Below are 11,929 nucleotides of genomic sequence, written 5' to 3' on the forward strand. Positions count from 1 at the left end.
ATGTATCTACGAAAAAAGCTCCGTCAAAGGAGCTTTCATCGAAGGTGTATCCTATTCGGCACTGTGCCTAGTCTAAATAATTAACTGATAACCGCAAAATAGTCTCATGCGGCAAAATAACGCGAGAGTTCTCCACGTTTTCCTTCTTCATCAGCTTGGTCAGCAAACGCATGGCTACCGCACCCAAATCGTACATTGGTTGTGCGACGGTCGTCAGCTGAGGACGAACCATGGAGGCCATACGAATGTTGTCAACACTGATTACCGAAAAATCATCAGGTACTTTCAATCCCTCATCCTGAATACTATGAATCGCACCAATTGCCATTTCATCCGTAGCGGCAAAAATAGCACTTGGTTTCTTCTTCAGACCAAGGAAGTATTTCATGGCTTCAACACCGGATTCATAGCGGTAGTTTCCGATTCTCACGAGATCCTCCTGATAATCAATTCCAGCTGTTTCCAATGCTCTCTTGTAACCTTGGAAACGTGCATAGCCGTTTGCAGGGTCTTGAAGCGTACCACTGATCATTGCGATTTGACGGTGTCCATGGCGGATCAACGTGTTAACTGCATCAAAAGCAGCGGCTTCATGGTCAATATCAACTGAAGGATAGCTACCTTTTTCATCACTCGTTGCACATAGAACAATAGGAACTGCAGCTGTATGGAAGGCCTGAATATGCTCGTCCGTTACTGTGCCGCCCATGAACAGCAGTCCATCCACTTGCTTTTCAAGTAATGTGTTGATAACGCGGATCTCTTTTTCTTTACGCTTGTCGGCATTACATAAAATAATGTTATAGTGATACATATTTGCAATATCCTCAATACCGCGTGCAATTTCTGCAAAAATTGAGTTCGATATATCCGGAATAACCACGCCAACAGTCGTTGTCTTCTTGCTGGCCAGACCTCTAGCTACCGCATTCGGGCGATATCCCAATTGTTCAATCGCTTCGTACACCTTCTTGCGGGTCTGAGGTTTTACATTAGGATTATTGTTAACTACGCGGGACACCGTGGCCATTGAGACACCAGCTTCGCGAGCTACATCATAGATCGTTACCGTCACATTCCTTCTCTCCATTGCCAATAAATTTTCAACCGAATCCTAGATCAACTAATTAGAACCATGATACGACAAAATACTACTTTATGCAACGACAGCACTCATTCTATCTATGTGAGATGATCGTGAAGCGCACGGGCTGTAATATTCGAATGGGATGTATGCCAGACAGCCTCCCCGTCCTTGATTAAAATGGCCTGCGGCGATTCATGTTTCACCTGAAGCATGTCCGCAGCCGCATTGGACACCGGCCGATCCTCTACTACATAAATGATACCGTATTCAATATTTTCGTCGGGAGCACCTTCCAAATAAGACTCCACTTCCTGATATGCACCTGCACTTATCGGACAACGTGTACTGTGCTTAAAGAGGAGTAACGGCTTGTCTGATGACGCTTCCAGAGCCGTATTTAATTGTTGAATAGTAGTCATTTTCGTCATCGTCGCCATTGGATATACATTCCTTTCTGTGTCTTGTCGTATGGCCTATTCTCATCGTAACAAAAAGAACATGTAAAATCCAATGGTGACCATGAAAATTTTCATATTTTTTAGTTTTTCGTATTCGTGAACACCGATTTACTGGTAAAACCGGATAATTGAACCAATCTTTTCTCTACATCATTCATCCAGTCTTCATCTCCTAGGCTTCTCGCATAGCGATAAAGATCCAGCAAGAGATTAATTCGAAGCTCCATTCGCTCCTCCAAAGCAGATTGCCAATCGACATTGGGATTGTCCGCTTCCTCCAGTACAAGCTTGCGAATAATTTCTGCCAGTTCATTGTTGCGAGCAAAAGATATTCGCCGGGGCGCAGGTTTGCTCCCTAGACTTTGTAGAAGTTCCTTAATGTCCTTCGTCACATGTTGCAGAACCTCACTGGAAAAGCATGACGGGCATGAAAATACAGGAACATGCAAAATTTCAACCTTACTCGCATATATTACCTTTCGTAATTCCAGTCCCATCGGTTCACCGCATTGGCATTGCTTTTGCACTTTTACCACCTCATTACATAGGATCAAACTATATAAGGATCTCTTCAGCATCCAGATATATCTATCTACTAGTCTATAAAATATTTGTTAACTCTATAAAATCTATCATACCTTTTTTTTATTTCGACTTTGGGGCCTCAAATCCTTCCACAGATTGCAGCAATGAACAAATTACCAAAGCTTTGGGGGTCAAAAAATGACGACGATTGTTGTTAAAGAGCGACTCCTAACCCGAGAATCTGCGGAGGAATGGACTTCGGGCGTACTTTTTCTTAAGATGTAAAAGTACAGATTACAAAACAAAGGTGTCATCATGTGACGCACGAAAGGATGGTTGGATGTCAAGACTTACCGGAAAAAAGGTAATTGCCCTGGTAGATGAGGAATTCGAGGATCTGGAATTATGGTACCCGGTGTATCGCGTTCGTGAAGAAGGCGCGGAAGTACATTTAGCCGGTGCTGAAAAGGGTAAAAAGTATATTGGAAAATACGGCGTACCTGCTGAAGCAGAATATGCCTTTGAAGAACTGAATAGCAGCGATTATGACGGAATTCTCGTTCCTGGCGGATGGGCGCCCGATAAACTGCGCCGCTATCCCAAGGTCATTCAACTCGTACAGGAATTTCATGCCGCACATAAACCCATCGGACAAATCTGCCATGCAGGCTGGGTACTGATTTCTGCAAAAATATTGGATGGTGTTACGGTCACCTCCACACCAGGTATTCGTGATGATATGGAAAATGCAGGAGCCATCTGGAAGGATGAAGCTGTGGTGACAGACGGACATATTGTATCCGCTCGTCGACCGCCTGATCTTCCCCCTTACGGAAAAGCGTTCTGCGATGTATTAGCTAATAGCGCTCAGAAATAAGATATCCAGTCCGCACATTCAGGACTTGAGTAACCCTTATCTATAGCTATATCGAAAAAGCACCTTCAAAACCACTTTATTCATGGTTTTGAAGGTGCTTTTTTGTACGAGCCAAGCTAAGCTTTCAGATTTTAAAGCATTACTGCCGCCCAGGTCCGGCCGGGGTGCAGCTGATATTAGCTGCAGTCAGCTTGTCTTCGATCGCTGCACCAGTAGACATGCCAAAGCAAGCACGAGCAACTGTCATCGCCTCAGATGCGGTCGTATTCAGCACACGATGCTTGACCCGCAATAAAGATTGGGGGGACATACTGAGCTGATGTATTCCTAGTTCCAGCCAAAGTGGAACGGATCGTTCATCTCCAGCCATCTCACCGCAGACACTCACATCAATTCCGGCTTGATGTGCCGCCTGTGCAGTCATGCGCAGCATTCGAAGTACAGCCGGGTGGTATGGATGGTACATATGCGCAATCTGCTCATTCATACGGTCCACAGCCAGCACATACTGAACTAGATCATTTGTTCCGATACTAAAAAAATCGGTTTCAGCTGCTAATAGATCCGCGATCATCGCCGCAGCCGGAACCTCAATCATAATTCCTCGCTGTATTTTGGGATTATAGGCAAGCCCTCTTGCATCCAGATCCGCCATAGCCTCCTTTAAAAGAACATCTGCCTGACGGACTTCCTCCACAGATGAGATCATCGGGTACATGACCTTGATATTCCCCGTTGCACTGGCTCGCAAAATTGCAGTCAATTGAGTTTTAAACATTTCCTTCCAATCCAAACTAATCCGTATAGCACGATAACCTAGAAAAGGATTTTCTTCCTCTGGGAGTTCAAGATAATCCAACGGCTTGTCGCCGCCGATATCCAATGTACGGATGACTACGGAGTGATTGCCTGCCTTTTCCGCTATTAGTCGATATACTTGATACTGCTCCTCTTCATTAGGAGCAGATTTACGATCCATATATAAAAATTCCGTGCGGAACAGCCCCACACCTTGAGCTCCATGCTTCAAAGCAGCCTCCAGTTCTTTAACGGAGCTAATATTGGCCGCCAGTCTCAGCATGGTTCCATCCTTGGTCACAGCTTCTACCGAAGCGAGTACCTGAAGCTGCTCTTTTCTACGTCGCTGCTCGTCACGCAAAATGATATAGTGGTCTGTTACGGATTTTTCCGGATTCACATACACTCTACCCAGGTCTCCGTCCACAACCATCATATCTCCAGTTTGAACAGGCAAATTCATATTGCTCTCCAATCCAGAAACGAGTGGAATGCCAAGCGCACGGGCCATAATCGCGGAATGCGATGTTTTACCACCATTCATAGTCACAATCCCTAACACATAGCTGGGATTCAAGTGTGCCGATTGGGATGGTGAGAGCTCTTTGGCTACCAGGATATAGGGCTGAGTGTCCTTGGGAAGAGTCACTTCCGGTGCGCCCAGCAAATGCTTGAGCAGTCGGTTCCCCACATCCTTGATGTCGATTGCCCGCTCCTTCATATATTCATCATCCAGCAAATCAAACATGGTCACAAAATGATCAATAGCTTCCTTCACAGCCACCTCGGCCGCCTTATACTGACGCTGAATAATGCCGCTAATTTCATTCATGAACTCCGGATCTTCCAATATCGCTAGATGAGCATCAAAAATGCTGGATTCCTCCGCTCCCACCATCTCTCGGAACTCATCTTTAATAAACTGGATTTCACTTTTGGATGTACGTATCCCTTCATACAAACGTTCAAATTCCTTCGCTAGATCTACCGTATCCATTTTTTGATCAGGTAAATCCCATTCCCAGCTCGGCAGGACAAATGCCTTCCCGATGGCCACACCTGCTGCGGCGCCGATGCCTTCTATCATGTTTCTACCCCTCCAACATTCCTGTCATGCAGCACAACGGACATTACCGAAGCCTGACCTTTTTTCACTGTTTTAAACGGAGCAAAGCTCCACGACTTGACGCGATCCGGATTCGTGATGACCATAGGAGTCACCAGCGATGGAGCTTGCTCTCGTAGCGCCTGCAAATCAAATTTGATCAGCAATTGCCCCGGTTCCACCGTATCGCCTGCTTCTACCATAGCAGTAAAATTCCCTTTTAGCTGTGAAGTATCAATCCCGATGTGAAGCAGAACCTCAAGTCCTTCTCGTGTGGAGATGCCTAAAGCGTGCATGGTCGGATACAAGTGCATCACAGTACCATACACCGGAGACACAAGTTCACCGCGTTCAGGAACAAAAGCAACACCGTCCCCAACCAGCTTCGTTGCAAAAATTTTGTCAGGCACTTCATGAATCGGTAGCATTTTTCCATGTACAGGAGCATTGAACAAAATTTGAGGGAGATCACGCTCCATCAGCTTTGCAATTTCCTCACGAATCAGTTCTGAATAGGTTCCAAATACGACTTGTAAATTCCCCCCGCCCAGATTAATAAGCCCGGCCGATCCCAAAGCTTCATCGCTCCGGTATCAATCAGCCTGTCATTATGGACAGTCAGCCGTAAACGGGTGATGCAGGCCTCTACCTGCACAATATTCTCTTTCCCACCGAGTGCTTCCAAAATAAGTGGAGCACTGTAAGGAATATTACCGGCCCAATCCTCCAGAACCGAGCCTTCCTCACGTCCAGGAGTTGGAATCCGGAAGCGACGGATTGCCCATCGAAACAGTACATAATACACAAGCCCGTATGCCACTCCGACTGGAATTAACAACCAGGCGTTATGTGATAGATGGAAATTAAGGACATAATCTATAAAACCCGCCGAATATGAAAAGCCATGATGAATGTCCAGTTCAAAGGTAAGCCACATGGCCAGACCGGACATAACCGCATGAACGAGGAACAAATAAGGAGCAGCAAACAAAAAGGCAAACTCAATCTGTTCCGACACTCCGGTAAAAAAACAGACCAATGCGGCCGTCAGAAACGTTTTTTGCACCTTTGGCTTCAAATCTTCACGAGCTTCCTGAATGATCGCTAACGCAATCGCAGGGATCGCAAACATCATAATGGGAAACAACCCAGACATGAAATAGCCCGCTGTCGGATCGCCAGCAAAAAACCGGGGTAGATCCCCCTGCACAACGTTGCCAGACGGAGTTTTGTATGTACCCAGTTGAAACCAAAATATATTGTTAAGCAGATGGTGAAGACCAAAAGCTGCCAACAGCCGGTATAGAATGCCGTAAATAAGCAGTCCAAAACCGCCCAAGCTCGATTCCAGGCCTACAATAAATTCCAGTCCTCGTTGAATCAGCGGAGCAATAATCAACATGAGCCCTGCAAATACAGCAGAGAACAGACCAATAAGCAGCAGAACAAATCGGGTTCCCCCAAAAAACTGAAGCACTTCAGGCAACTTAATGCTTTTGAAGCGATTATAAGCCAACCCTGAAATGATCCCCAAAATGATACCAATGAGCGTCGCTGGCTGAATGAGTCCGTTTCCAAATCTCAATGTGACCTGATCATATATAGCCATACCAGCCAATGCAGCCAGTCCGGCCTGACCTGCTTGATTCGACATACCCAGTGCAACACCAACCGCAAACAAATACGGCAAAAAATAAAAAATCCCGTGTCCCGCCGCATTTGCCATATCGGACACCATAGGAAATCCCCACGTGGCCCAAGGAAGGCTGCCGAGACTTAGCAATATTGCAGCTGCCGGTAGCACCATCGTCGGGAGCATGACAGCACGACCAAGCTGTTGTAAGGATCCGAGCCAATTCATGGCATTCCTCTCCCTTCTATCCCTGATGGTAAGCCGAATAAATACTTTTGTCAAAGCCATGGTTCCGTCAGCCAAAAATATTTATTTACGCTTTTACAGGTCATATAACTTATTACTCAACGATAACCCTATGAATTTAACTAGACCCTATCATATTCCAAGCATACATACATACATTATATGGATTCCTGAAAGTATAATATACTGTATCATAATTCTGATTTCACACCAAAAACCTTCAACCCTATGAAACAAGGGAAGAAGGTTTTCTTCATGTACATATAGCATGGGTCAGAGGTGTGGTTATCCTTTACGTACAGCTTGGGTTACTGAATCCTCCACTTTAATGCAACGATCCATAATAACCGTCATTCCATGCTCCTGCGCAATGTCAGCGGCTTCCTGGCTTATAATTCCCTGTTGTAGCCACAATATCTTAGCTCCAATAGCAGCGGCTTCACGCGCAACCTCTGCGCAGTATTCACTGCGACGGAATACATTAACCAATTCAACGGGCTCTGGTACTTCAGCAAGACTGGCATAGCAAGTCTCTCCAAGAATCGTTTGCCCTGCGGCCGCAGGATTAACCGGAATAATCCGGTATCCCCGCTTTTGCATAGCATAAGAAACCATGTATGAGGTGCGGTCTGATTTATCAGACAAACCTACAACCGCAATATTGCCTACTTGTTCCAAAATATTCTTAATCTCTTCTCTGGACGGATTTTCAAAAGCCATTCTATCTCCTCCTGTCTGTATCTTAACTTACCTTTATTTTACCCATTCTACGGAAGCACCAAGCGTCGTCAGATGGTCGAAATACTGTGGATACGATTTGGCGACATGATGCGCATCCTTGATCACTAGCGGCTTCTGCGCGCGCAAACCTACAACCGTCAATGCCATAATGACACGGTGATCATAATGCGCGTTGATTTCCACTCCACCTTCGACACCCTCCGGTCTACCATGCACAATGATTTCCGCTTGACGTTCTTCTACCCGAGCCCCAGCCTTGCTCAACTCATTCAAATAATCCGTAATTCGGTCACATTCCTTATACCGTAAATTTTCCACGTTATAAAAACGAGATGTACCTTCGGCAAATACAGCCGCAGCTACCATGGCAAGTACAGCATCTGTCGCGGCATCACCATCAAACTCGATGGCCTTCAATCGGCCGTTCCCCTTTACAACGACGGTATCGTTCTCATGTGTCAGTGGTACTTCCATCATACGCAGTACATCTACAATAGCGCGTTCTCCCTGTTTGCTCTGCTCTTTAAGACGATGGATGGTAACATCGGAATTCGTTACTGCAGCCGCCGCCAGCACCGCAGCACTCCCTGGATAATCCCCCTGTACAGTATACGTACGTGGCTGATAGGATTGCCGCCCCGGGACGCGGAAAGACATGTAGTCATCACTTGCATGAATAGTAATACCAGCCTCTTGCAATACCTCTAGAGTCTGCCCAATGACCACTTTGGATTTCAAATCATGCAGTACTTCAATTTCACTATCTTCCTCCAGTAAAGGTGTAAGGAACAACAGAGCGCTTAAATACTGTGAGCTAACCGAGCCGGACACCTCAATTTTACCGCCCTTCGCCTGACCACCCTGAATACGTATTGGCAACTTGCCTTCACGATGATCTACTTTAACACCTAGTTGGCCCAATGCATCAATTAGATCGTCATGGGGCCTTTTCCCCAATGAGTCGGGATATGTATTCACAAATGTAACATCCGGACATAGGGACGCAATTCCCATCAAAAAACGGAGCACCGCTCCTGCATTGCCTACGTTCAGTTCCTTCACAGCTTGAGGATGGCTACCAAAACCTGTAATCACTATTTTTTCATCATCCTCTTCCAGCACTGCTCCCAGATCGGTGATACAACGACGCATAGCGTCACTGTCCTCACTATGAGCTGGATAATAAATAGTACTTTGTCCATCGGCTAGTGCAGCCGTAAGCAGATAACGAGTCGTGTAGTTTTTGGAGGACAAAGCCCCAATCTCTCCTTGCAAGGAAGGGGTAGGTCTAACGATAACATCCATATTATACATGCTCCTTTTCGATTCAAACCATCCTAGTTTACGTTAATTATACAAGTTGTAACGTTCATTTCTCCACCTAAAAAATAAGGAATATTCATCTAGGTCTGTCGAGGTTTAGCAACCTGGTTGACTAATCTTTATTTAATTTTTAGATTTAGGCTAATTGACAGCTTAGAGATCGCTTCGCTATCATACATAGAGAGTGTGACGTTTCTCACACGCCAACAATACAAGTAATACCCATTTACATTAGAAAAGAGGTCCAGCCATGACGCAAATCGCTCTGATTGAACCTTCTGAGCTTCGCGCACGCCTGCAAGCAGGAGAGCAATTGCAATTGATCGACGTCCGTGAGGCGGAAGAAGTAGCGGAAGGTATGATTGAAGGTGCCAAGCACATTCCGCTCGGACAGATTCCGGGCCGCCTTGAGGAAATTGAACGCACCGGTGAAATTATCTTTATTTGCCGGAGCGGTTATCGCAGTGAACGTGCCTGCGAATATTTGCAGCAGCTAGGTTACGAGGGTTGCACCAACATGACTGGTGGCATGCTGCAATGGTCACAGGAGCAGTAAAACAGCTAGTCTATAAAAGAGACGGAAACTTTCCGTCTCTTTTATTTAGGCTCAGGCTTAGACGCGGTAAAGCATTAAAATATTATGCTTCTATCATACCATAGCGTCAAAAGATTACACAATCCTTTAGCGCATCCAAAATCGTATCTAAAATACCCAATCAAAAAACGGAAGCTTCTTCTACCCCAAGGGCAAAAAAGCTTCCGTTGTGTTACATACTACATCCTTACACATTCGTCAGTTCATTAGAACCATTGATGATGGAATACGCCTTCTTTGTCCACACGCTTGAACGTATGTGCACCAAAGTAGTCACGTTGCGCTTGCAACAGATTTGCTGGCAAACGCTCAGTGCGATAGCTGTCATAGTAAGCAAGCGCGCTGGAGAAGCCAGGCACTGGAATACCTTGAGATACAGCCACGGAAATCACTTGACGCCATGCATCTTGATACGTTTCTACTACATTTTTGAAATAAGAGTCCAGCAACAGGTTTTTCAGAGCAGGATCACGGTCATACGCATCCTTGATGTTTTGCAGGAATTGCGAACGGATAATGCAACCACCGCGGAAGATCATTGCAATTTTTCCGTATTTCAAATCCCAATCATATTCATCGGAAGCTGCACGCATTTGAGCGAAACCTTGAGCATAAGACACAATTTTACTTGCAAACAATGCTTTACGTACGCTTTCGATAAATTCTTTTTTGTTGCCGCTGAAGGATTCAGCTTTAGGACCGCTCAGCACTTTGCTTGCCGCAATGCGCTCATCTTTCATAGCAGACAAGAAACGGGAGAATACGGACTCAGTAATCATGGACAATGGCACACCCAGATCCAGCGCGCTTTGGCTTGTCCATTTACCAGTCCCTTTTTGACCTGCAGCGTCCAAGATCACATCTACCATAGGCTTGCCTGTTTCAGCATCATATTGGGAGAAGATGTCAGCTGTAATTTCGATCAGGTAGCTGTCCAATTCACCTTTATTCCATTCTGTAAAGATTTCATGAAGCTCTTCTGCACTCACATTCAGAACTGATTTCAGCAAGTGATATGCTTCACCAATCAATTGCATGTCGCCGTACTCGATACCGTTATGCACCATTTTTACATAGTGACCAGCACCGTCGGGACCGATATATGTACAGCATGGGTCGCCGTCCACTTTAGCAGAGATTGCAGTCAGAATCGGCTCTACCAGTTTGTAGGCACTTTCTTGTCCACCTGGCATAATGGCAGGACCATTCAAGGCACCTTCTTCACCACCGGATACGCCTGTACCAATAAAGCGAAGTCCTTTTTCCTCCAGCTCCTTGCTGCGGCGCTGTGTATCAGGGAAGTAGGCATTGCCTCCGTCTATAATAATGTCGCCCTTGTCCAGATGAGGCACAAGCTGTTCAATCGTGGCATCTGTAGCTTTACCAGCTTGAACCATGATCAGAATTTTACGGGGTGATTCCAGTGAGTTCACAAATTCTTCAATGGAGAAAGTACCCGTCAGTTTTTTACCTTCTGCTTCTTTGATAAGATCGTGCGTTTTTTCTGGAGAGCGGTTAAAAACCGAAACGGTGAAGCCTCTGCTCTCAATATTAAGGGCCAAGTTTTTACCCATTACCGCCAGGCCGATCACACCAATTTGCTGTTTTGCCATCTGGTTCCTCATCCTTTGCAACATATTTTGTGTTCTATATCGCCGCTTTACCGCATTACACTTTATGTGAATCGGAACACGTGCACTTCTATTTTAACGTTTTTAGTGTCAGAAGTGAACCCCTGTCTAATCGCAGATCAAAACACCCCATTTTGCATGAGGTGTTCTGATGTACTACGCTTCCATCATCAGCAGTTGGTGAGATAGCGTTTGCAGGCGTTTATGGCTATTCTCGATTTTAATCGTATCTTTCTCCGTCATCGCCTTGAACAGCTTCTCCAATTCATCGTCTACTTCCATCTTAAGCAGCAGCAGCCGGGTTTCCCCTTCATTGGAAGCATACATATCCTCCATTTCCTGAGCGGACAGCACCGGTCCCTTCTGATAAATAACGCGCTGCTTAAAGCCAGTAACCTCGACCAGACGAATGACCTCGCCGAACAAAATATTTTCCACCAAAATATGATGATCCTTGACTCTTTTGACAATGGCATGACCTCGGGTGCTTCCAATCAGCTTCTCCAACCACTCAGCCAGCTTGGCATCGCGGATTACATAATCTCCAGCCAGCTTGTAGTGTCCAGTGCGCAATTGTTGAAAACGGAGCTTCACCAGCTTGCGCCCGGTTCTCACCGACAAAACCAGATACGACTCATCCTCGCTCCAGTACAGCGAATACCCTTCCGATATCAAATCCTTGATCAGATTATGGATATGCCGACGGCTAAACCGGAGCTCTAGATTGCAATATTCTACCTCACAGCCCTTGTTCACGGCATTCCCTCCTTTTTCAAGTCCGATTCAAGAAGTCCGGCTACAGCAAGCCTGCGGCTTTCCCGCTTGATCTTCCCTTGCTCTATTTTATACTTCATTTTATGTAAGGGTACTTGGTTATTTGACCTATTTTTATGAGTAACAACGCACAATC

10 protein-coding genes and 1 pseudogene are annotated in these 11,929 nt (G+C 45.6%); 2 read left to right on the forward strand and 9 right to left on the reverse strand.

The genetic code is table 11. The features are described 5' to 3' along the window. Positions 1-67: 67 nt before the first annotated feature. The 3 genes from ccpA to C400_RS0118010 form a co-directional block, all read right to left on the reverse strand. Positions 68-1,075, reverse strand: coding sequence for a catabolite control protein A (gene ccpA / locus C400_RS0118000; RefSeq protein WP_013371881.1), 1,008 nt, complete (start codon positions 1,073-1,075; stop codon positions 68-70). Between the two features lie 107 nt (positions 1,076-1,182). Continuing rightward, entirely contained in the window at positions 1,183-1,524 is a 342-nt protein-coding gene (gene ytxJ, locus C400_RS0118005) for a bacillithiol system redox-active protein YtxJ (RefSeq protein WP_017427808.1), read from the reverse strand. Positions 1,525-1,625: 101 nt separating this feature from the next. After that, a complete protein-coding gene (locus C400_RS0118010) occupies positions 1,626-2,072 on the reverse strand; it encodes a hypothetical protein (protein WP_013371883.1) in 447 nt (148 codons plus the stop codon). 338 nt (positions 2,073-2,410) lie between these two features. Here C400_RS0118010 and C400_RS0118015 point away from each other — a divergent pair, with 338 nt between their 5' ends. Then, a complete protein-coding gene (locus C400_RS0118015; protein ID WP_017427809.1) occupies positions 2,411-2,947 on the forward strand; it encodes a type 1 glutamine amidotransferase domain-containing protein in 537 nt (178 codons plus the stop codon). 139 nt (positions 2,948-3,086) lie between these two features. Here the strand turns inward: C400_RS0118015 and ptsP are convergent, their stop codons facing one another. The 4 genes and pseudogenes from ptsP to aroA form a co-directional block, all read right to left on the reverse strand. Beyond that, positions 3,087-4,832 carry a phosphoenolpyruvate--protein phosphotransferase gene (gene ptsP / locus C400_RS0118020; RefSeq protein ID WP_017427810.1) on the reverse strand — a complete coding sequence of 582 codons (1,746 nt, stop codon included), beginning with the start codon at positions 4,830-4,832 and terminating at the stop codon, positions 3,087-3,089. Next, positions 4,829-6,711: pseudogene (locus C400_RS0118025) on the reverse strand (glucose PTS transporter subunit IIA). The gene ptsP and the pseudogene C400_RS0118025 overlap by 4 nt, the downstream one beginning before the upstream one ends. Positions 6,712-7,014: 303 nt before the next feature. Then, positions 7,015-7,449 (reverse strand): CoA-binding protein, encoded by a 435-nt coding sequence (locus C400_RS0118030; protein ID WP_017427811.1) that lies wholly within the window; start codon positions 7,447-7,449, stop codon positions 7,015-7,017. Between the two features lie 33 nt (positions 7,450-7,482). After that, the gene (gene aroA, locus C400_RS0118035) at positions 7,483-8,775 is read right to left on the reverse strand and encodes a 3-phosphoshikimate 1-carboxyvinyltransferase (protein WP_013371888.1); all 1,293 of its coding nucleotides are present in this window, start codon (positions 8,773-8,775) and stop codon (positions 7,483-7,485) included. 268 nt (positions 8,776-9,043) lie between these two features. Here aroA and C400_RS0118040 point away from each other — a divergent pair, with 268 nt between their 5' ends. After that, a complete protein-coding gene (locus C400_RS0118040) occupies positions 9,044-9,349 on the forward strand; it encodes a rhodanese-like domain-containing protein (protein WP_013371889.1) in 306 nt (101 codons plus the stop codon). Positions 9,350-9,594: 245 nt separating this feature from the next. On the opposite strand, the gene gndA is transcribed toward C400_RS0118040, so the two are convergent. Continuing rightward, positions 9,595-11,001 carry an NADP-dependent phosphogluconate dehydrogenase gene (gndA, locus tag C400_RS0118045; RefSeq protein WP_017427812.1) on the reverse strand — a complete coding sequence of 469 codons (1,407 nt, stop codon included), beginning with the start codon at positions 10,999-11,001 and terminating at the stop codon, positions 9,595-9,597. A 174-nt stretch (positions 11,002-11,175) separates the two neighbouring features. Beyond that, positions 11,176-11,775, reverse strand: a complete 600-nt coding sequence (locus C400_RS0118050) for a hypothetical protein (RefSeq protein ID WP_013371892.1) — start codon at positions 11,773-11,775, stop codon at positions 11,176-11,178. Positions 11,776-11,929 lie beyond the last annotated feature (154 nt).

This window comes from Paenibacillus sp. ICGEB2008 (genome assembly GCF_000307675.1).
GTDB classification, from domain to species: Bacteria; Bacillota; Bacilli; order Paenibacillales; family Paenibacillaceae; genus Paenibacillus; species Paenibacillus polymyxa.

Coding starts and splice junctions, on each gene's coding strand:
- ytxJ (WP_017427808.1), bottom strand. CDS start 1,524: ATGGCGACGATGACGAAAATGACTACTATTCAACAATTAAATACGGCT.
- C400_RS0118015 (WP_017427809.1), top strand. CDS start 2,411: ATGTCAAGACTTACCGGAAAAAAGGTAATTGCCCTGGTAGATGAGGAA.
- ptsP (WP_017427810.1), bottom strand. CDS start 4,832: ATGATAGAAGGCATCGGCGCCGCAGCAGGTGTGGCCATCGGGAAGGCA.
- C400_RS0118030 (WP_017427811.1), bottom strand. CDS start 7,449: ATGGCTTTTGAAAATCCGTCCAGAGAAGAGATTAAGAATATTTTGGAA.
- aroA (WP_013371888.1), bottom strand. CDS start 8,775: ATGGATGTTATCGTTAGACCTACCCCTTCCTTGCAAGGAGAGATTGGG.
- C400_RS0118040 (WP_013371889.1), top strand. CDS start 9,044: ATGACGCAAATCGCTCTGATTGAACCTTCTGAGCTTCGCGCACGCCTG.
- gndA (WP_017427812.1), bottom strand. CDS start 11,001: ATGGCAAAACAGCAAATTGGTGTGATCGGCCTGGCGGTAATGGGTAAA.